This is a genomic window from Candidimonas nitroreducens, from assembly GCF_002209565.1.
Taxonomy (GTDB): domain Bacteria; phylum Pseudomonadota; class Gammaproteobacteria; order Burkholderiales; family Burkholderiaceae_B; genus Candidimonas; species Candidimonas nitroreducens.
Genome location: NZ_NJIH01000009.1, coordinates 312,219 through 329,730, shown reverse-complemented (window position 1 = coordinate 329,730; position 17,512 = coordinate 312,219). Strand labels below are relative to the sequence as shown.

Genomic DNA, 17,512 nt, shown 5'->3' with positions numbered 1-17,512 from the left:
AGAATCCACATGATCAACGGCGTCAATAAAGGAGACAACGCAGAAAGGCCGCCCGGGCGCACAAGCCCGGCCGGCCGGGAAGCGTTCGCAAAACATATGTCGATCGGCAAGCTTCGTTATTCATTCATAGCAACGCTATTCATGGCCGCGGTATTTGCGGACACCGCCAGTATGGCCGCAGACAACACGGCACAGTATCCCTCCCGGCCGATCACTTTCGTCGTGCCCACCTCGCCAGGCGGGCCGACGGATCTGGCGGCCCGCCTGGTGGCGAAACACCTTTCCACCGCCTGGAAGGTTCCCGTGGTCGTGGAAAACCGTTCCGGCGCGGGCGGTGCGATTGGCTGGGGGCATGTCATCCATTCCAAGCCCGATGGCTACACGGTTTTGATTGCACCAAGCGCCCTGGGCGTGCGTTCCGGGCTGGATCACAAACTGCCGTTCAATGCCGTGCACGATTTGGCGGGGGTTGGACTACTGGGCCTCATGCCCAGCTATTTGCTGCTGCCCTCCAAGTTGGGGATCACATCGATTGCCCAATTGACGGCATATGCCAAAGCGCAGAAGGGTGGCGTAAATTACGGCTCGCCGGGTGTCGGAAGCACCAGCAACCTGCACTCCGCCATATTTGCCCACAATCACGGTTTCAAGGCGACCAACATCGCCTACCGCGGCACGTCGGAAGCTCTCAACGACGTCGTCGCAGGACGCCTTACATTCGCGATCTTAACGAACACCAGCGTGCTGCATCTTGCGCACGAAGGCAAGATCCGGGTTCTGGCCGCGACCTCGGAAAGAGGGGTGAGCCTCGCCAAAGGCCTGGTACCCAACCCCATCGCCGTGCTCACCGGCGATATTGGCGATGACTGGGAGGCGGCATTCGTCCCTGCGGGCACGCCCGACGAAATCCGCAGCAAGCTGAGCAAAGAAATTGCCAAGATCATCGCAACCCCCGAGGCTCGCGAAAGCTTTGCCGTGGTGGGAGCACAGGCCAAGTCGAGCACACCGGAAGAACTCGACACCATGTTCAGGAAGTATGTCGCACAAGCGCATTCGATGGGCGACGCTATAGGCATAACCCTGAATTAAAGCGGGCTCTCGCCCGGCACGACACCGACGCCGGGCAGCAGGCCCGGCGTCATTGGGCGGCGACGCCCGTGCGCGTCTTGCGCCACTTGGCGGCGAAATGCCGCCCGCCCAGCACCACGATCACCCCGCCGACGATCCATACCCACATGGGCACGGCGCCGGCCGCCTCGGGCGACGGGCCGAACACCACGTCGTGCATGATGCGCCCGGGCAGGAAGGTGAAGAAAGTGGCCAGCAGCAGCGCGTTGTAGAAAGTGGCCTTCATAAGTTCGGCATGCAGCTGCACCTTGCGCCGCCGGATGGCGACGTAGGCGCGCACCAGCAGCACCAGCGTGACGGCCGACAGGATGTGGATGGGGCTCCATTGCCCCCAGGTGCGCAACTCGTGGATGAAAAACGACGACAGCACGGTGACCAGCATGGCCACCGCCCAGACGCGCCCCGACCAGCGATGGCTGGGGCTGCCTTTTCTGCGCGCCAGCACCACAATGCCTAGAGCCAAGGCGAATATGGCTGCCCAGGCATGTACCTGGATGACCACGGAGGCGGAATCGAGAGGGGCAAGGCTCATGACAGGCTCCTTGTCAGGCTCTTCCACAACGGACGAGGCATGAGCCTTATTCTGCGCGCTATCGACACGATGTCAACCTCGTCCGCCACGTGCATGGCCCGTGCCCTCGACGGCACTGCTCTTTCAGCGCAGCAACACCAGCCGCGCAACGGTATCAGCGCCACAGCAGACCACGGCGTTCTGCTGCCAGCGGCGGCCCAGCGTGGCTGCCTCTTGCTGTGTCAGGCCCAGCACCAGAAAGCTCGCCTCGGCAGGCCAGCCGCCGCGGGGATGCCGCCCTTCTCCGGCGAAATACGCCAGGGCCCGGGCATCCAGCTCGCCGCGCAGGCGCTCCTGGGCTCGTGCGTTGGCGGCATCATCCAGCAGGCGGCCCTGGGGATTGCAGGCCGTGACGAAGGCCGCGCTGTCCACGCCGCGGCTCTGGTACAGGGTGCCCAGCGCAGCACTGGGCCTGTCGATGCGCAATGTGAAGCCGTGCTCCAGCCCAGTCACGACGTAATGCGTCTCCCGGTAGGCCCGCAGCGTATCAGCAGGAATCGAAGTATCGGTCACGGGATCGTTGTCGGCGCCCAGGCGGCTATTGTCTATAAGGCGCAACGCTACCATAATTCGCATATGGAGCACCCGCCGCGCGCAACGCGCGCCAGACTCTGCCGACTACTTACCGCAGGCCTCGTTGCGGCGCTGCTGGCGGGCTGCGCCGGCGAATCGGGGCCCAGGCGCGGCAGCAGCCTGGCCGCGTACCGCCACATCAGCATCGACGCCAGCAAGCGCCAGGACGTAGTCCTGACGGCCATGGGCCTGATCGGCACGCGCTACCGCTACGGCGGCGCCAGCCCCGACACCGGGTTCGACTGCAGCGGGCTGATCGGCTACGTCTTCGAGACCGCCACGCGCAATGCGCTGCCGCACAACACCAAAGAAATAGCCGAAATCAGCCGCCCGGTGCCGCGCGGCGAGCTCAGCGTGGGCGACTTCGTGTTCTTCAATACCCTGCACAGTTCTTATTCGCACATGGGCATCTACGTGGGCAACGGCCAGTTCGTCAATGCGCCGTCCTCGGGCGGACAGGTACGCATCAATTCCCTGCACAGCCCTTATTTCGCGCGCCGCTACGAAGGCGCGCGCACGCTGTTCCGGGAATGAACGCAAGGGGCGGGGCCGCCGACCCCATCCACCGGCAACGGGCCGAAATTACTAATTACTCTACTCACAAAGTTCATCCAGGAGGAGACCCGCCATGAAACTGAGTTCCTACGCCGCCGCGCTGTCGGCCGGCGCCTTGTTGTGCCTGTCCGCGCCCGGCCTGGCGCAGACGCCCGCCGCCAAGCCGGCCCAGAACGCCCCGCCCATCAAGATAGGCGTGCTCACCGACCTGTCGGGCGTGGTGGCCGACGCCACCGGCAAGGGCTCGGTGGAGGCCGCCCGCATCGCCGCGGAAGAAGCCGGCGGCAGCGTATTGGGGCGGCACATCGAAGTCATCGCCGCCGATCACCAGCACAAGCCCGACATCGGCGCGTCCATCGCCCGCAAATGGTACGACGTCGACGGCGTGGACGTGATCGTGGATCTGCCGAATTCCTCGGTGGCCCTGGCGGTGCAGAACATCGCGCGCGCCAAGAAGAAGATCGTCATGTTCTCCAGCGCCGGCACGACGGCGCTGAGCCAGGCGCAGTGCTCGCCCTACGGCGTGCAATGGACTTACACCACTTATGCGCTGGCGCGCGGCACCGCCAGCGCCGTGGTCAAGACCGGCCAGAAGAGCTGGTTCATACTGGCCAGCGACTATGCCTTCGGCAAGCAGCTGGCCAAGGACACGTCCGACGTGGTCAAGGCCAATGGCGGCAAGGTGCTGGGCACGATCTACCACCCGCTGAACGCCTCGGACTTTTCCTCCTTCCTGCTGCAGGCGCAAGGCTCGAAGGCGCAGATCATCGCGCTGGCCAACGCCGGCGGAGACACCATCAATGCCATCAAGCAGGCCGCCGAATTCGGCATCGGCAAGGGTGGCCAGAAGCTTGCCGCCATGCTGCTGATGATCACCGACGTGCACAGCCTGGGCCTGAAAACCGCACAGGGCACCTACCTGACCACGCCGTCGTATTGGGACGCCAACGACGGCACGCGCGCTTTCACCAAGAAATTCGAGGCGCGCGTGGGCAAGCCCCCGACCTTCCTGCAGGCCGGCGTGTACGGATCGGTGCGGCACTATCTGCAGGCGGTCAAGGCCGCGGGCAGCGACGACGCCGACAAGGTGATGGCCGAGATGCGCAAGCTGCCCATCGACGATCCGTTCAGCAGCCATGCCCACCTGCGCCCGGACGGCCTGGTGGTGCGCGACATGCTGCTGGCCCAGGTCAAGACGCCCGAGCAATCCACCAGGCCCTGGGACTACTACCATATCGTCGCCACCATCCCCGGCAAGGATCTGGTATGGCCGCTGGCCGACAGCACCTGCCCGCTGGTCAAGCACGACGGCAAGTAAGGGCATGCGGGGCCGCCATGGCCGGCACGCCTGGCCGCGTGCCGCCCCGAACGCGGGAATGCCCGTGCATGCACGGGCACATGCCTGATACCATGCACGCGCACGCCTTCATACCAATGAGCGAACGATGAACCCGAAAACCCACGGCGTCGCCCGCTTCGGCAGCTTCTACGCCGGCGGCAGGCAGATCCGCATCAGCGGCCAGCCGGTGCGCACCATATCCTTCACGCAGACCGCGCCGTACGAATACGACCCCAACGGCCTGTTCCATATCGAGCAGGCCTATGTGCAGTACTTCATACCGGCCGAGCCGCGCTGCGCGCTGCCGCTGGCCATGCTGCATGGCGGCGGCATGTGCGGCACCATGTGGGAACACACGCCCGACGGCCGCGACGGCTGGGCCCAGGCCTTCGTCGCGCAAGGCTTCCCGGTCTATATCATCGACAACGTCGAGCGCGGCCGGGCCGGCTGGGCGCCCTTCCCCGGCGTCTGGCCCGACGCCCCGATCGTACGCAGCGCCGAAGAGGCCTGGAGCCTGTTCCGCTTCGGCGCGGCGGGCGACTTCCAGGCGCGCCGGCCCTTCGAAGGCCAGCGCTTTCCGGCCGAACACCTGGACACCTTCATCCAGACCGCCGTGCCGCGCTGGCTGTCGAACAACGACACCGCGGCCGATACGCTGTGCGCGGCACTGGAGCGCATCGGCCCTTGCCTGCTGATGACGCACAGCCACGGCGGCGAGGTGGCGTTTCGCGCCGCGGCGCGCCGCCCCGACCTGGTGCGCGGCATGGTCGCGATCGAGCCCTCGGGTTTCTGCCGTCCGGGCGAAGTGCCGGCCCTGGGCGCCAGCGCCTGCCTGTTCGTCTACGGCGACTACCTGGACGCCACGCCCACCTGGCAGATGCTTACGCGCCGCGGCATCGAATTCCGCGACTCCCTGCTGCGCGCCGGCATCGAGGCCGACTGGTGGGAATTGCCGCGCATGGGCATCCGCGGCAATTCGCACATGCTGATGATGGACGACAACAGCGACGAACTCGCCCAGCGGGTCGGAGAGTGGCTGCTGCAGCGGTATTGAGCGGCCTGCGCCGCCATGTCAGGCTGCCCGAACCTCGCTCAACAGCTCGGGATGGCGATCCAGCAGCTTGAGCAACTGCAGCAGAGCCAGCGGCGGTTTGGTCTTGCCGGTTTCATAGCGCGAGAAGGCATTGACGCCGCCGCCGAAGATCTGCGCCGCCTCGCGCTGATCGAGCGCCAGCTTCTTGCGCACATGCGCGACAAAATCGGGATCGAAGATCGAGGCATTGACCTGGCGGTTGAAGGCCAGCATTGCCGCGCTGAGCCGCTTCGATTCGGCCGCCCCAAATACACCCTCCCCGCACGCTGGGCAGTACCGGCCCGCCACAGCGGGGATGACCGTCGTCTCGCCCTTGTAGACATACGGCAGATCGCGAACCTCCCGCACCAGCTCGGCAGCCCCGCAGGCTGGACATTTCATGGCTATAGATCCTTGAACGATACGATCAACACATCGTCGATGACGGTCAGCTTCAGATAAACGCTGCCGGCTATCGTCAGGGGGCGGTATACATCCTGCCAGATACGATGGTCGGCATGTGTCGTCATGCTCTTGTGAAAATCCCGAGAAGTCAGCGACATGACAATATCGACCATATTGCTGAAATCCAGCCCCAACGCTGCTCCGCCGCTCAAGGCCGAGAACGTAGCTTTAATTTTGCCGGCCTTGACCAAAGCCCTGACCACCGGCAACTTGCAGTGAGGCGTGTGCTTTTCCAAGATGAATTTAACCTATAAGGTTAATTTTGGCAAGTTGGTTAACCGTTACGCTTCGGCAACTCTGACCCGGCGCTTATGGCCAACAGGCCCCAACCCCAACCAGGGCATGGGATACGCAAGGCCGGGAGCCCTGCGTCGGAACACGAACAAGGCCATATAGATGCTGTCGTGAACATAGCGCATAAGCGGTGACGTCGTCCCATTGACCGGGACTTTCCCGCCCCACCCAATATAGGCGGCTGCACGAATGACAAGGGCCGGCGTACCTGTATGTACCCGGCCCCGTCTTGCCTCAAAAAAGACGAAAGAGGATTGCGAAGCGCTCTTTATTGCCCGCCGTCTTCCGCGTGCTGCGCGTCGAACTCCCAGACCCGTTGGAAGCCCATCAGCAGGCACAAGTCTTCAAATGAATACAGCTCCTTGCCTTCGAGCTCGCGGGTGCCGCGGCGCGCGAGGATGGGAGCGTAGGCCTTTTCCAGCGCCCGCACGGCGGCCAACAGACCGGCTACCGGATAGATGGCCAGCGAGAACCCGAGGGACTGCAATTCCTGCGGGGTGAGCTGCGGCGTGCGGCCGCCCTCGACGATATTGACCAGCAGCGGCAGGTCGAAAGACCTGCCTATGATTTCAAGCTCTTTTTCCGACTCGGGCGACTCGATGAACAGCACGTCGGCGCCCGCCTTGGCGTACTGCTCGGCGCGCCGCAGGGCTTCGTCCAGGCCCAGCGAGGTACGCGCGTCGGTGCGCGCCACGATCAGAAAGTCGGAACTGCTGCGGCTTTCGGCCGCGACCTTCAGCTTCCTGACCATGTCCTGCGCGGCAGTGACGCGCCGCCCGCGCGTGTGGCCGCACTTCTTGGGGAACTCCTGGTCTTCGAGCTGTATGCCCGCGGCGCCGGCCCGCTCGTAGCCCTGCACGGTGTGAGCCACGTTGAGCAGCCCGCCGTAGCCGGTGTCGCCGTCGCAAATAATGGGCGTGCCGCTGGCGCCGCAGAACGCCGATACGCGGTTGAGCATGTCGGTATAAGACGCCAGCCCGGCATCGGGCAGCCCCAGGTACGAGGCCACCGAGCCGAACCCGGTCATGTATAGGCAATCGAAGCCCATGCGGTCGGCCAGCTTCACCGAGATCAGGTCGTAGATGCCGGGGGCAACCAGTATTTCGTCGCCCGCGAGTTTCTGTTTCAGAGTGCTCATGCTTTCTTGCTCCTGCTTCCAAAAATTACAGCTTGTCGATTTCCTCCAGCGTCCGCTTGCGGGTCTCGATGCCCAGCAGCAGCATGATCACGACCAGGAACAGCAGCGCCCCTATGATCAGGGTCAACACGCCGTTGACTCCGCCCGTGGCGAACAGCGTGACGATGAGCTGCGGAGTGATGATGCCGGCCACGCGCCCGACCGTGTTGGCCACGCCGTTGCCGCGCAGGCGCACGTCGGTGGGAAACAGTTCGGGCACGTAAGTGGCCACGCCCAGCGCCACCAGCAGATAGGTCAGCGTGAACAGGATGAAGCCCAGCAGCGTCGCCATGTAGATCGAAGAAGACGACAGGTACAGCCATCCGGTGATCGCCGCCAGCAGGCAGACCAGGGCGATGCCGTACTTGCGCCCTATGCGGTCGGAAACCAGCGCTCCGATGAGCGCACCGGCCGGCCCGCCCAGCGACATCAGCGTGGCGTAGCCCAGCGACGAGGACACCCCCAGCCCCTGCTTGACCAGGAAGGTGGGCACCCAGACGATGAAGCCGTAGATGACGATATTGACCACGACGTGCACGCATATGCCCAGCACCGTGCGGCGCAGGTACGGCGGCTTGAACAGCGCCACGCTGCCGAGCCGGCTCTCCGGGGCGGCCGGCACCGGCTGCGGCGCGGGCAGCCGGGACGCGTCGAATTCACTTTCTATCCCGGCCATGACGCGTTCCGCCTCGGCGTCTCGCCCGCGCGACTTCAGCCAGCGCGGCGATTCAGGCATTTTGCGGCGCAGGTACCAGACGATCAGCGCGCCGACCCCAGCAATGGCGAACATCACGCGCCAGCTCAGGTGCGGAATGATCAGATAGCCCAGCAGCGTCGAGAAAAACAGCGCCGAATTGGTGATCAGCGACAAATAGGCGGACCATTTGCCGCGCACGCCCGGCGGTACGAACTCGCCCAGGCAGCCGTAGCCGATGACGATCTCGGCACCCAGGCCCAGGCCCATGAAGAAACGGCACACGATCAGCCAGTTCATCGAGGGCGCGAACGCCCCGGCCAGTGAGGCGATGCCGAATATGGCCAGATTGAACTGGTAGCTGAACTTGCGCCCCCTGGCGTCGCCCAGGTAGCCGGCGGCCAGGGCGCCGATCAGCATGCCGATAAAGGTCATGGACAGGAACGAAGCGTTCGACGCGATGTTCGACCAGCCGCTCTTGACCAGCGCCCCCAGCACGCCTCCGGCCAGATAAATGTCGAAAGAATCGAAGAACATCCCGGCGCCGATGAGCCAGATGATGCGTTTGTGGAACCCCCCTATCGGAAGCCGGTCGAGCCGCGCTCCGATGTCTGCCGTGCTTGCACCCGTTTGCATTGTCATCCTCCTGTGTATTTGCTGGTGTACGCCGGTTGCCTACCTGCCTGTTGCATTTCCGTATCGGCCAGGTGTTGTGTCAGCTACGCTTGCCCGTCGCCCCACGCCGGGGCTGCGCCGCTCGCGGCTTCTTCGGCGTCGGCGCGCTTTCCTTGTCCAGATTCCCCAGCATCGAACTCCTGCCATGCAGGATGTGGTTTTTCATGATGGCCTGCGCCAGTTCCGCATCGCCGGCCCGGATCGCCTCTATCATGTCGAAGTGCTGCGCGTTGCTGCGCAGGCGCTCTGGCTCGGTATAGCCGCGGAACGTCCACTTGATGAGCGGAATCTTTTTGATCGCATTCAGCGAGGCGCATAGCACCTGGTTGTCGGAACGCTCGGTCAACAGCATGTGGAAGCGGTCGTTGGCGACCTGGCGGCGCGTCACCGCCTCGGGCGCAGAGCCGCGGTTGCCGGCCATGTCTTCGGCCAGGCGGACAAGCTCATCCAGGTCTTGCGCCGTGATGCGCGGCACGGCCTGCCCCACCAGATAAGGCTCGATCAACACGCGAGCGTCGAAGATCTCGCGCACATGCCGCGCGCTCCAGGTGTTGACGCGCACGCCCTGGTTCTTCTTGATTTCCAGCCAGCCTTCGGCCGCCAGTATGCGCAGCGCCTCGCGCACCGGGGTACGGCTGACGCCGAGGCGCTCGGCTATGGTTTCCTCGCGGATGAAGCCGCCCGCCTGCAGGCGGCCTTCCTCGATTTCGCGTGTGATGAACTCGTAGGCGGCATGCACCGAACGGCTCATCAAATGCGCGGAGGCTTCTGAGTTTTGCATACAATCCTGGAAAAATTTTGCCTATTTAAGCAGAAATTTTCCAGGATTGCATACGATTTTTATCCGCCGGGTGCCCGGCGGATGGGGAAATGACGTGGCATGCAGGCGCGCGGGCAGCTTAGGACGCGGGCAAGGTGCCTTGAAATATGGCCCGTGCCGCCGCGCCGGCGTGCCGGGCCTTGGCCTTACTCGTTGACGGTGATGTGCTCGGCCTTGATGAGGTCGCCCCACTTCTTGGAGTCGTTGTCGATCAGCTGCTGGAACTGGGCCGGTGTGCCGGTGGAGATCTCTACGCCCGAGGTATCGGCATAATGGCGCGCAGCCTGGCTCTTCATGGCCGTGACCATGGCCTTATTCAGCGTGGCGATAGTGGCAGCGGACGTGCCGGCCGGCGCGAAGATGCCGTACCAGTTGCTGGCGTGCACGTGCTTGATGCCGAGTTCATCGAAGGTCGGCACCTCGGGCAGCCGAGGCGAACGCTTGTCGGCGGCGATGCCGATGGCGCGCAGCTTGTGGTCGTGAATGAAGGGCAGCAGGCCCGAGATGTCGCCGAAAAAGCCGCCCACCTGGCCAGCCACGGTATCGCGTATGGCGGGCGCCGCGCCTTTGTAGGGCACGTGCAAGATCTTCGCATCAGTGGCAATGCGCAGCAGCGAAATCGCCATGTGCGGCATGCTGCCTATGCCCGAGGAAGAAAGCGTCACGCCGTCGGGCTTGCTCTTGGCCATGGCAAGGAATTGCTCGACCGAATGAGCCTTGCTGGACTCCGGCACGACCAGCACCTCGGGCGTGGAGATCAGCAGGGATATCGGCAGGAAATCCTTGGCCGGATCGTAGCTCAGGTGCTTGTACAGCGTTGGGTTGATGGCGATGGCGCCGGCCGAACTGAGAAACAGCGTGCGGCCGTCGGGCGCAGCGCGCTTGGCGAAGTTGGCCGCGATGGCGCCGTTGCCGCCGGGCTTGTTCTCGACGATGACCGTGGCGCCGAGGCTGGGCTCGAGCTCCTTGGCAAGCACGCGCGCCAGCGTGTCGGCCGGGCCGCCCGGCGGGAACGCCACGACGATGGTGGTGGGCGGAGCCGCCTGGGCGGCCAGCGCGGCTGTGCCCAGGCACAGGCCCAGCGCGATCTTGCGCAGCAATGCGTTATACAGCTTGGTCATGATGTCTCCCTTCCCCGCTAGCGCCGGGGTCTGTCGGTTTGTATTCAGTCGCAGCGCGCGCTCATGCCGCCGTCGACTCTGAGCTCGGTTCCGGTGACGAACCTTGCTTCCTCCGAGGCCAGAAACAAGGCCGCATTGGCCGTGTCCATGCCATCGCCCATGAAAGGCAGCGGAATGCGCGACTGGCGCTGCGCCAGCAACTGCTCGACATTGCCGCCCGCCCGTTGCCCGGCCAGCCTGACCTCGACCATCGGCGTATGGAGCTGGCCCGGGATCACACAATTGCAGCGTATGCGCATGGGGGCGTATTCCACCGCCACCACGCGGGTGAACTGGATTACGCCGGCCTTGGCACTGGCATAGCCCACCTGCGCGGAGCCCGTCCAGCGTATGCCCGAGGTCGACGCGATGTTGACGATGGCGCCCCCGCCCTGCTCTTGCATGTGCGGCAGCACATGCTTGCACGCCAGGAAGACGCTCTTCAGGTTGTAGTCGAGCTGCGCGTCCCAATCGGCTTCGGAAAGCGCCACCGGCCCGCCCTTGCGCGAGCCGCCCACATTATTGACCAGCACGTCCACCCGGCCCCAGGCCTGGATGCAGGCCTGCACCATGCTCTGGATCGCCGCATCGGAGGTCACGTCGGCAATATGCGTGCGGATTTCACCGCCTAGCTCGCGCACGCGCCGCACTGTCTCTTCTAGCGCCTGCGGATTCAGATCCACGGCAAACACCCGCGCGCCTTCCTGGGCAAAACGGTACGCAATGGCGCGGCCATTGCCCCAGCCCGGCCCGACGCTGCCGGCCCCCGTCACAATCGCCACCTTGTCCTGCAATCGACCCGCCACGATATCTTCCCCCGTTTGGTTCTGCCGCGCCTTCAAGCCTGGGCCGCGCCGCCAAACACTGGCACGCGATCCGCGACCTGCGGCTCGACTTCGAAAACATTCAGCGTCATCGACACCAGCGTGTAATAGCCGGCCAAGCCGACCAGATCCACCACCGCGTCCCGGCCCAGTGTCTGCAGCGCACTTTCATATAAAGGCTGCGGCACCGAGCGCTGCTCTATCAAGGTATGCACGAACTCGTACACCATGCGCTCATCGGCCTGCCGCAGGGGCGGTACGTCGCCCGCAGCCAATGCGCCGACGGCCTCTTTACTGATTCCCGCCTGCAGCGCGATGGGCTCGTGAGCCCACCATTCGAACTCCGCGCGCCAGCACGCCGCCACAGTCAGGATAGCCAGTTCGGACAGGCGCGGCGGCAGGCTGGAGTCGTAGCGGCAATACCGGCCCAGGGCCTGGGCCTGCTCGGCCAACCCGGGACGATGCAGCCAGATGGCCAAGGGCCCGCGCACCTGGCCGCGCGGCCCCGATACGATGGCCTGATGCACACGGCGCTGGTGTTCGTTCATCTGCTCGGGCGCCGGCGGCTGCAGCCTGGGGTGGCGGCCGCGGCCGGTGTTGTCGGCTTCGGACATTGCGTCACCTTTGGGTTAGGGCCTGCGGAACATGGTTCGCCGGGTGTTGTAGAAATTCGGCCTGACCCGGCTGCTCCAGTCGGTGGCCCGTACCGCGACCCAGGGCTCGGAGCCAAAGGCCTCTCGCGACGCCAGATCATAGGCGGCGTAGTGGCGCGGCGCGGCCGTGCCCAGGTAGCGCCGCGCCCACGCGGTGCCGGGCACGGCCGCCAGGCCGGGCATGTGTTCCGTGTTGTACCAGGCGTTGAAATCGTCTTCGGCTTGCGGGCGCACGTCAGTTTCTACAATGTAGTGCCATTCGGCGCAATTGCCAGCGGAATGGCCGGGCAGATCCAGCGTGCACTGCAGGCCGACCAATTCGGGCTGGGGGCACAGACCCACGCAGGCACGCAGCACGGCGTCGCGCTGCGCCGCGGTATCGGGGTTCGCCGATTCCCGGCCGGCGTCTGCGGCCAGGCCCAGGTAGGCATAGGTCAGCTCGGCTCCATCGGCGTGCAGCACGTCCAGCGTGCCTAGCTGTTCGGGGCTCAGCACCGCGCCCAGCGCAAGGCGCAAGGCCTGCGGCGCGTGCCGCCCCGCCAGTTTGATCAGAGTGTCGGGCATGATGCTCATGGTCTTGTCGCCGCCAGTATTGTGTCCGTGTGTCCGTGCCAGTACGCGTACCCGCGGCCATGACTGCACACGTTCGATTTATATATGTGCTTCATATATGTCTTGCGCGCGATTCTTCCCGTTTCGCGTGCTTCTCATTGTTCAGGATCGTCGAAGCCATACAGCCCTTGGGGATTGCGCACCAGGATGCGTTCCAAGATGCCCTCGTCCGGACAGAGTTCGAGCAAGGTATTGATCGACTCGCCGTCGTCCGGCATGTCGCCGTGCACCCGCGGATGCGGCCAGTCGGTACCCCACAGCAGCTGCCCCGGCATGTGCTCGATTAGCGCGGCGATATAAGGCCGGCCATCGGCGAACGGCCGCTTGCCGCTGCTGGAAACGCGGTCTATGCCCGAAATCTTCACCCAGGCGCCGGGCCGGCCCTTCAAGGCCAGCAAGGCCTGGAAATTGGGGTTGTCCAGGCCTTTGTCGGCCGCCACCCGCGCCATGTGGTCGACCACGATCGGCACGCCCAGTTGCAGGAACCAGGGCAGCACACCCGCCAGGGAATCTTCGTCGCCGTGCAGGCACAGATGCCAGCCGTGCGGCGCGATCAGGCTTGCGACGCGCTCGACTTCGGCGCGCGGCGTGCCGTCCAGATGCGACATGTAATGGAAACGCGCGCCGCGTATGCCACCCTGGTGCAGGCGGGCGACCTCGTCGTCTTGTACCCCCGGCGGCAACAACGCCACCCCGCGGGTCTGGCCGCGGCTGGAAGCGATGGCCGCCAGCACCGCCGACATGTCATAGCCATGGCAGGCAGCCTGCACCAGCACGGTGCGCTGCAGGCCCAGCTTGGCGTGCATAGCCAGCAGTTTTTCGTAAGGCGCATCGGGCGGCGTATAGGGCCGCGGCTCGGCATACGGGAATACTGCGGCGGGGCCGAAAATGTGGCAATGCGCATCGCAGGATCGCGCCGGCAGCGCGCGCAGCGGCGCCTGAATATCGGTGCGTGGAGGAGCGTAATCGGCCATGACGAATCCCTAGTCGTAACGGCGTCATGATGCCCTGCCGGCGCCCGGCGCGGCAAGCAGGCGGAGAGGATTTCTGATATGCAGAAAACGTATATCATCTCGGTATGGACTTGAAACAGATCGACTATTTCATCGTCGTATGCGAACAGCGGAGCTTTTCGCGGGCCGTCGACATCCTCGAAGTGTCGCAGCCTTCGGTCAGCCGCCGGGTGCAGGCGCTGGAACAAGAATTGGGCCAGCACCTGCTGCGCCGCACGGGGCGCGGGGTCGAACCCACCGAGGCCGGGCTGCGCTTCCTGAACCACGCCCGCGCGCTGCAGCGGCTGGCCGCGCACGCCAGGCAGGATCTGCGCAATTTTCGTTCGCCCGACCGCGGCAAGCTGCGGCTGGGCCTGCCCCCGCGCGTGGCACGGCGCCTGACACCCTTGATCGTGCAGGCCTTTCGCGCCCAGGCGCCCGGCTCTTCGATCAGCATCGCCGAAGGCCTGAGCGCCGACATGCGCGGCTGGCTCATCAAGGGCCGCATCGATCTGGCACTGCTGTACGACCCGCTGCCGGCGGCCACCCTATCGTGCGAGACCCTGTACCGCGAAGACATGGTCGTCGCCTACGCCCGCACGCTGCGCCCGGCCCCGCCGCGGCGCATCGCGGCGCGCGACCTGGGGCGCTATCCGCTGGTGCTGCCCAGCCGGCCCAATTCCATACGCATGCTGGTCGAAGACGCCTGCACGGATCTGGACGTGGCACTGCAAATCGTCGCCGAAGTCGATGTGGTGCAGACGGCAGTGCAAACCGTCGCCTACGACCGTATATGCACCATCATTCCGCGCTCCGCGCTGCACGACATCCCGCAGCACCGCGCCCTGGCCTGCTCCACCATCCACGACCCCGCCATCCGCAACAACCTGGTGCTGGCCACGCCCATCCACGGCCAGGAACGCCAACTCACCGAAACCGCGGCGCATATCCTGCGTGGGATAGACATGGCCAAGTGCATGGTGTAGGGCGCAGCATTCTGGTCGGCCAGCCTCGCGGTACCGATAATGTCTTGCGGGATCTGGGTTTTTACGATGCCGAAGAGCTATCCGCGAAGGCCGCGCTTGCACTCAAGCTCAACCAACTGATCGATCAGCGCGGCCTCAGCCAAGCGGAAACGGCAGCAATCACCGGCATAGCCAACCCAAGGTCTCCCAGGTGCGCCGCTACAAACTGCAGAATATTTCTCTGGAGCGCCTGATGCAGGCGCTGGTGTCGCTCGACCAACAAGTGAAAATCGTCGTGCAGCCGGCGCGCCGCACAAAAACGCCGGGCATCACTGTGGCCGCCTGATCCGGCGCACGCTCCGCCCTACATCGCCTCGATCGCCGGGTAGAACTCGCGGTTTTCTTTTTGCATGCGCTGGTACACGGCCTTGAGCACGGTGTTGGCCTGCGCGCGGAACTGCTCGGGGTCGCGCGCCACCTGGGCGGCGGTGTTCCAGCGGCGCGAGAAATCGATGTAGGCCGCGGCGATCTTCTGCATTTCTTCCTGGTAGGCCCGGCCCATTTCGGCCAAGGCGCGGTCGGCCTGCTTCTGCACCGCGGGGTACAGCATGCGGTCTTCCACCGCCAGGTGCACCTTGATGATCGAACTCATCGACACCACCAGCCCGGCGATGTCGGCCGCGTGCTCGACGATGCCGGCACGCGCGTGCTCGCGCAGCCTGGCGATGCTGTCCAGGATCTCGACGTGCTGCAGTTTGAATCTGGCTATATCCATGGCCTCTTCCGGAATACTCGCAGGCGCGTGGGTCACGCGCCTTGGAATAAGCCCCTTCCGGAACGTGAGGGGAACCGGAAGGGGGTGCTGCGTACGAAGCCAAACAGGGCGGACCTGGCTCCGCCTTTGACTTAACGGCCGGGCGGCAGGAATCTTTAAAGCAGATTTGGCGCAAGCAGTGCCTAGTGAAAGCCCTAGGAACCGCTTTAACCCGTTATTACCAGCCCGGCGAGTCAGCTACTTAAACTTGTGGAAACGTCGTGATGAAAGCGGCCACGGCATTGCGCGCCGCAGCATGACGCCGACGAATGACGGCCCGGACATCCCTGTTGCCCAAAGGCTGTCGCTGCAATGTCCTTTACCCCGCAGCGGCGGCGAATGCGCATCGGCGCCGCTCACGCCGCCGGCCGCCTAGCGATGCAACGACCGGCAATCAATTATCGAACGGAGAAATGAACATGTCCAAGAAGATCCTGGTACTGGCGGGCGACTATGTGGAAGACTACGAACTGATGGTGCCGGTTCAAGCGCTGGGCGCGCTCGGCTATGTCGTCCACGTGGCCACCCCCGACAAGAAGTCCGGCGACCAGATCCGCACGGCAATTCACGATTTCGAGGGCGATCAAACTTACAGCGAGAAACGCGGACACAATTTCACCCTGAACGCGAGCTTCTCGGATGTCGACGCGGCCGCCTACGACGCCCTGCTGCTGCCAGGCGGACGGGCCCCCGAATACCTGCGGCTCAACGCCAGAGTACTCGAAGTCATCCGCGACTTCGCCCACGCCGGCAAGCCGATCGCCTCCGTCTGCCACGGCGCACAGTTATTGAGCGCCGCCGGTGTCATTGCCGGCAAACGGATCTCGGCGTATCCCGCATGCGCACCCGAAGTCAGGCTTGCCCAGGCCGAATACGTCGAACTCGCATGGACCGAAGCAATAGTCGACGGCCAGTTCGTGACCGCTCCGGCATGGACGGCCCATTGCGAGTGGCTGAACAAGTTCATCGCGCTGCTCGGCGCGCGCATCTCCCTCTGACCCGTAGGGGCACAGGCATGGCGAAACTCATACACACGATGATCCGCGTGCGGGATCTCGAGCGCTCGTTGGCCTTCTATGAGCAGGCATTCGGCATGGCCATCAGCCACCGGCTCGACTTCGACGACTTTTCCCTGGTTTATCTGCGCAACGCCGAAAGTGAAGCGGAAATCGAGCTGACCTGGAACAAGGGGCGCGAAGAACCTTATACACATGGCGACGGCTACGGCCACGTCGCCTTTGTGGTCGACGACGCCCGGCGCGCAAGAAACCACCTGATCGAGCTGGGCTCGAGCCCGAACGAATTGCGCGAATTCCACGCCGCGGACGGCCAGCTGCTGGCGCGATATTTCTTCATCCAAGACCCGGACGGCTACAAAGTCGAGGTACTAGAACGTCATGGGCACTACCAATAGCGAGCCCTCGCAGGCAAGGGCAGCAATCGCGATGGCACTGCGTACAGGAGCGCCATTCAGGGTTTTGTAAAACAGGCTTATCCAGGAGGCGACATGAAGCAAGCAACGACAATTCCATTGGCCGTCGAATCGGCCACGCGCGCGGCGCACGCGCCGTCCATCAAATTGACGCGGCGCGAGCTGCTGAAGGGTACGGGCGTGCTGCTCGGCACCCTGGCCGTCTCGTCGCCGCTAGCCCTATTGGCTCCGAGCCGCGCATGGGCGCTGGAAATGACGGGATTGACCACGCGCCAGGGCACGGTCTTGCTGGCGCTGACCCGGCGCATCTATCCGCACCCGTCTCTGGACGACGCGGTCTATGCCCTGGTGGTCAAAGATCTCGACAAGAAGGCGGCCGCGGACAAAAACCTGCGAACCCTGCTCGCCGACGGCGTCAAGAAACTCGACGCGCAGGCGCACGGCGATTGGGCCAAGCTGCCGACCGCGCAGCAAGACAGCGACGTGGCGGCTCTGGCCGGATCCCCATTCTTCGAACAGGTACGCTCCACTGCGGTCGTGGCCTTGTACAGCAATCCCCTGGCCTATGCCCATTTCGGCTATGGCGCGAGCGAGGGCGACGGCGGATACCTCCACAAGGGTTTCGACGATCTGACCTGGCTGCCCGAGCCCCCGGCGGCCGCCAGCGGCCCGATACCGACCGACAACTGATTCCGAA

At 64.6% G+C, this 17,512-nt stretch carries 21 protein-coding genes and 1 pseudogene; 9 read left to right on the top strand and 13 right to left on the bottom strand.

The window, feature by feature from the left end; translation table 11 throughout:
• The first annotated feature begins 9 nt into the window (after window positions 1-9).
• A complete protein-coding gene (locus tag CEY11_RS17230; RefSeq protein ID WP_088604633.1) occupies window positions 10-1,089 on the top strand; it encodes a Bug family tripartite tricarboxylate transporter substrate binding protein in 1,080 nt (359 codons plus the stop codon).
• 49 nt (window positions 1,090-1,138) lie between these two features.
• Here CEY11_RS17230 and CEY11_RS17225 read toward each other — a convergent pair whose 3' ends face one another.
• Together CEY11_RS17225 and CEY11_RS17220 are read right to left on the bottom strand one after the other, a co-directional pair.
• Window positions 1,139-1,660, bottom strand: a complete 522-nt coding sequence (locus tag CEY11_RS17225; protein WP_088604632.1) for a DUF2306 domain-containing protein — start codon at window positions 1,658-1,660, stop codon at window positions 1,139-1,141.
• Between the two features lie 123 nt (window positions 1,661-1,783).
• On the bottom strand, window positions 1,784-2,275 hold the full coding sequence (locus CEY11_RS17220; protein WP_233154934.1) for a DUF3293 domain-containing protein: 492 nt from the start codon (window positions 2,273-2,275) through the stop codon (window positions 1,784-1,786).
• Between CEY11_RS17220 and CEY11_RS17215 the strand changes: the two genes are divergently transcribed.
• The 3 genes from CEY11_RS17215 (at window position 2,276) to CEY11_RS17205 (ending at window position 5,220) form a co-directional block, all read left to right on the top strand.
• Window positions 2,276-2,806 carry a C40 family peptidase gene (locus tag CEY11_RS17215; RefSeq protein ID WP_088604631.1) on the top strand — a complete coding sequence of 177 codons (531 nt, stop codon included), beginning with the start codon at window positions 2,276-2,278 and terminating at the stop codon, window positions 2,804-2,806.
• 94 nt (window positions 2,807-2,900) lie between these two features.
• On the top strand, window positions 2,901-4,145 hold the full coding sequence (locus tag CEY11_RS17210) for an ABC transporter substrate-binding protein (RefSeq protein WP_088604630.1): 1,245 nt from the start codon (window positions 2,901-2,903) through the stop codon (window positions 4,143-4,145).
• A gap of 127 nt (window positions 4,146-4,272) precedes the next feature.
• Window positions 4,273-5,220, top strand: a complete 948-nt coding sequence (locus CEY11_RS17205) for an alpha/beta hydrolase family protein (RefSeq protein ID WP_088604629.1) — start codon at window positions 4,273-4,275, stop codon at window positions 5,218-5,220.
• Window positions 5,221-5,238: 18 nt separating this feature from the next.
• Here CEY11_RS17205 and CEY11_RS17200 read toward each other — a convergent pair whose 3' ends face one another.
• From CEY11_RS17200 to CEY11_RS17155, 10 genes are all read right to left on the bottom strand, one after another.
• Window positions 5,239-5,640, bottom strand: a complete 402-nt coding sequence (locus CEY11_RS17200; RefSeq protein ID WP_088604628.1) for a type II toxin-antitoxin system MqsA family antitoxin — start codon at window positions 5,638-5,640, stop codon at window positions 5,239-5,241.
• Window positions 5,641-5,642: 2 nt separating this feature from the next.
• The gene (locus tag CEY11_RS17195) at window positions 5,643-5,939 is read right to left on the bottom strand and encodes a type II toxin-antitoxin system MqsR family toxin (RefSeq protein WP_088604627.1); all 297 of its coding nucleotides are present in this window, start codon (window positions 5,937-5,939) and stop codon (window positions 5,643-5,645) included.
• A 326-nt stretch (window positions 5,940-6,265) separates the two neighbouring features.
• Entirely contained in the window at window positions 6,266-7,135 is an 870-nt protein-coding gene (locus tag CEY11_RS17190; protein WP_088604626.1) for an isocitrate lyase/PEP mutase family protein, read from the bottom strand.
• 25 nt (window positions 7,136-7,160) lie between these two features.
• A complete protein-coding gene (locus CEY11_RS17185; protein WP_233154933.1) occupies window positions 7,161-8,504 on the bottom strand; it encodes an MFS transporter in 1,344 nt (447 codons plus the stop codon).
• Between the two features lie 79 nt (window positions 8,505-8,583).
• Window positions 8,584-9,324: a GntR family transcriptional regulator gene (locus CEY11_RS17180; protein ID WP_088604624.1), complete on the bottom strand. Its 741-nt coding sequence runs from the start codon at window positions 9,322-9,324 to the stop codon at window positions 8,584-8,586.
• A gap of 185 nt (window positions 9,325-9,509) precedes the next feature.
• Window positions 9,510-10,484, bottom strand: a complete 975-nt coding sequence (locus tag CEY11_RS17175; RefSeq protein ID WP_088604623.1) for a Bug family tripartite tricarboxylate transporter substrate binding protein — start codon at window positions 10,482-10,484, stop codon at window positions 9,510-9,512.
• A 44-nt stretch (window positions 10,485-10,528) separates the two neighbouring features.
• Window positions 10,529-11,329 (bottom strand): SDR family NAD(P)-dependent oxidoreductase, encoded by an 801-nt coding sequence (locus CEY11_RS17170; RefSeq protein ID WP_088604687.1) that lies wholly within the window; start codon window positions 11,327-11,329, stop codon window positions 10,529-10,531.
• Window positions 11,330-11,361: 32 nt separating this feature from the next.
• Window positions 11,362-11,961: a carboxymuconolactone decarboxylase family protein gene (locus CEY11_RS17165; RefSeq protein WP_198958927.1), complete on the bottom strand. Its 600-nt coding sequence runs from the start codon at window positions 11,959-11,961 to the stop codon at window positions 11,362-11,364.
• 15 nt (window positions 11,962-11,976) lie between these two features.
• Window positions 11,977-12,573 (bottom strand): DUF4286 family protein, encoded by a 597-nt coding sequence (locus tag CEY11_RS25575; protein ID WP_198958926.1) that lies wholly within the window; start codon window positions 12,571-12,573, stop codon window positions 11,977-11,979.
• 134 nt (window positions 12,574-12,707) lie between these two features.
• The gene (locus tag CEY11_RS17155) at window positions 12,708-13,586 is read right to left on the bottom strand and encodes an amidohydrolase family protein (RefSeq protein ID WP_088604622.1); all 879 of its coding nucleotides are present in this window, start codon (window positions 13,584-13,586) and stop codon (window positions 12,708-12,710) included.
• Window positions 13,587-13,690: 104 nt separating this feature from the next.
• Here CEY11_RS17155 and CEY11_RS17150 point away from each other — a divergent pair, with 104 nt between their 5' ends.
• Window positions 13,691-14,590 carry a LysR family transcriptional regulator gene (locus CEY11_RS17150; RefSeq protein WP_088604621.1) on the top strand — a complete coding sequence of 300 codons (900 nt, stop codon included), beginning with the start codon at window positions 13,691-13,693 and terminating at the stop codon, window positions 14,588-14,590.
• An 11-nt stretch (window positions 14,591-14,601) separates the two neighbouring features.
• Window positions 14,602-14,915 (top strand): annotated as a pseudogene (locus tag CEY11_RS17145) (helix-turn-helix domain-containing protein).
• Between the two features lie 18 nt (window positions 14,916-14,933).
• On the opposite strand, the gene CEY11_RS17140 reads toward CEY11_RS17145, so the two are convergent.
• Window positions 14,934-15,344, bottom strand: a complete 411-nt coding sequence (locus CEY11_RS17140; RefSeq protein ID WP_088604620.1) for a hemerythrin domain-containing protein — start codon at window positions 15,342-15,344, stop codon at window positions 14,934-14,936.
• A gap of 458 nt (window positions 15,345-15,802) precedes the next feature.
• Here CEY11_RS17140 and CEY11_RS17135 point away from each other — a divergent pair, with 458 nt between their 5' ends.
• The 3 genes from CEY11_RS17135 to CEY11_RS17125 all read left to right on the top strand — a co-directional run bounded on the left by CEY11_RS17135 (window position 15,803) and on the right by CEY11_RS17125 (window position 17,505).
• Window positions 15,803-16,381, top strand: a complete 579-nt coding sequence (locus CEY11_RS17135) for a DJ-1/PfpI family protein (protein ID WP_088604685.1) — start codon at window positions 15,803-15,805, stop codon at window positions 16,379-16,381.
• A 17-nt stretch (window positions 16,382-16,398) separates the two neighbouring features.
• The gene (locus CEY11_RS17130) at window positions 16,399-16,797 is read left to right on the top strand and encodes a VOC family protein (protein ID WP_088604619.1); all 399 of its coding nucleotides are present in this window, start codon (window positions 16,399-16,401) and stop codon (window positions 16,795-16,797) included.
• 93 nt (window positions 16,798-16,890) lie between these two features.
• Window positions 16,891-17,505 (top strand): twin-arginine translocation signal domain-containing protein, encoded by a 615-nt coding sequence (locus tag CEY11_RS17125; RefSeq protein ID WP_088604618.1) that lies wholly within the window; start codon window positions 16,891-16,893, stop codon window positions 17,503-17,505.
• Window positions 17,506-17,512 lie beyond the last annotated feature (7 nt).

Excerpts from the sequence above, each read along its gene's own strand:
- CEY11_RS25575 (WP_198958926.1), bottom strand. The coding sequence starts at position 12,573 with ATGAGCATCATGCCCGACACTCTGATCAAACTGGCGGGGCGGCACGCG.
- CEY11_RS17155 (WP_088604622.1), bottom strand. The coding sequence starts at position 13,586 with ATGGCCGATTACGCTCCTCCACGCACCGATATTCAGGCGCCGCTGCGC.
- CEY11_RS17150 (WP_088604621.1), top strand. The coding sequence starts at position 13,691 with ATGGACTTGAAACAGATCGACTATTTCATCGTCGTATGCGAACAGCGG.
- CEY11_RS17220 (WP_233154934.1), bottom strand. The coding sequence starts at position 2,275 with ATGCGAATTATGGTAGCGTTGCGCCTTATAGACAATAGCCGCCTGGGC.
- CEY11_RS17140 (WP_088604620.1), bottom strand. The coding sequence starts at position 15,344 with ATGGATATAGCCAGATTCAAACTGCAGCACGTCGAGATCCTGGACAGC.
- CEY11_RS17180 (WP_088604624.1), bottom strand. The coding sequence starts at position 9,324 with ATGCAAAACTCAGAAGCCTCCGCGCATTTGATGAGCCGTTCGGTGCAT.
- CEY11_RS17175 (WP_088604623.1), bottom strand. The coding sequence starts at position 10,484 with ATGACCAAGCTGTATAACGCATTGCTGCGCAAGATCGCGCTGGGCCTG.
- CEY11_RS17200 (WP_088604628.1), bottom strand. The coding sequence starts at position 5,640 with ATGAAATGTCCAGCCTGCGGGGCTGCCGAGCTGGTGCGGGAGGTTCGC.
- CEY11_RS17165 (WP_198958927.1), bottom strand. The coding sequence starts at position 11,961 with ATGTCCGAAGCCGACAACACCGGCCGCGGCCGCCACCCCAGGCTGCAG.
- CEY11_RS17125 (WP_088604618.1), top strand. The coding sequence starts at position 16,891 with ATGAAGCAAGCAACGACAATTCCATTGGCCGTCGAATCGGCCACGCGC.
- CEY11_RS17130 (WP_088604619.1), top strand. The coding sequence starts at position 16,399 with ATGGCGAAACTCATACACACGATGATCCGCGTGCGGGATCTCGAGCGC.
- CEY11_RS17210 (WP_088604630.1), top strand. The coding sequence starts at position 2,901 with ATGAAACTGAGTTCCTACGCCGCCGCGCTGTCGGCCGGCGCCTTGTTG.
- CEY11_RS17230 (WP_088604633.1), top strand. The coding sequence starts at position 10 with ATGATCAACGGCGTCAATAAAGGAGACAACGCAGAAAGGCCGCCCGGG.
- CEY11_RS17215 (WP_088604631.1), top strand. The coding sequence starts at position 2,276 with ATGGAGCACCCGCCGCGCGCAACGCGCGCCAGACTCTGCCGACTACTT.
- CEY11_RS17190 (WP_088604626.1), bottom strand. The coding sequence starts at position 7,135 with ATGAGCACTCTGAAACAGAAACTCGCGGGCGACGAAATACTGGTTGCC.
- CEY11_RS17135 (WP_088604685.1), top strand. The coding sequence starts at position 15,803 with ATGTCCAAGAAGATCCTGGTACTGGCGGGCGACTATGTGGAAGACTAC.
- CEY11_RS17185 (WP_233154933.1), bottom strand. The coding sequence starts at position 8,504 with ATGCAAACGGGTGCAAGCACGGCAGACATCGGAGCGCGGCTCGACCGG.
- CEY11_RS17205 (WP_088604629.1), top strand. The coding sequence starts at position 4,273 with ATGAACCCGAAAACCCACGGCGTCGCCCGCTTCGGCAGCTTCTACGCC.
- CEY11_RS17225 (WP_088604632.1), bottom strand. The coding sequence starts at position 1,660 with ATGAGCCTTGCCCCTCTCGATTCCGCCTCCGTGGTCATCCAGGTACAT.